Origin of the sequence: Streptosporangium carneum (assembly GCF_027922005.1) — a bacterium.
GTDB classification, from domain to species: domain Bacteria; phylum Actinomycetota; class Actinomycetes; order Streptosporangiales; family Streptosporangiaceae; genus Streptosporangium; species Streptosporangium carneum.
This window is the reverse complement of sequence record NZ_BSEV01000148.1, coordinates 1-542: the sequence shown is the minus strand read 5'-3', so window position 1 is coordinate 542 and position 542 is coordinate 1. Positions and strand designations below refer to the sequence as shown.

Below are 542 nucleotides of genomic sequence, written 5' to 3'. Positions count from 1 at the left end.
GGCGACGATCTCGTCGATCACCGCACCTGGGTCATCGCGTCGGACGGCGACCTGCAGGAAGGCATCAGCCACGAGGCGATCTCGCTGGCCGGCCATCTCGGGTTGAACCGTCTTTGCGTTCTGTGGGACGACAACGAGATCTCGATCGACGGCCCGACGCAGCTTTCCGAGTCGACCGATGTCCTCAAGCGCTTCGAGGCGGCCAACTGGGCCGTGTCGCGCATTGACGGTCACGACATGGAGGCGATCGACGCGGCGCTCGAGGCGGCGAAGACGAGCGACAAGCCGGTCCTGATCGCCTGCCGCACGACGATCGGCTATGGCGCGCCGACGAAGGCCGGCACCGCCGGCAGCCACGGCTCGCCGCTGGGGCCGGACGAGATCGCAGGCGCGCGCAAGGCGCTGGGCTGGGATCACCCGGCCTTCGAAGTGCCGTCCGACATCCTGGACGCCTGGCGCGCCGCCGGTTCTCCGGACGCGCACGCTGCCTGGCGTGATCGCCTGGCCGACCACGACCTGGCGGACGCTTTTGTTGCCCAGCT

General features: G+C 69.2%; 1 protein-coding gene. It reads left to right on the top strand.

The features are described from left to right. Nucleotides 1–542, top strand: a 542-nt coding sequence (locus tag PKF00_RS45050; protein ID WP_498073069.1) for a thiamine pyrophosphate-binding protein, incomplete at both ends; no start/stop codon positions are given.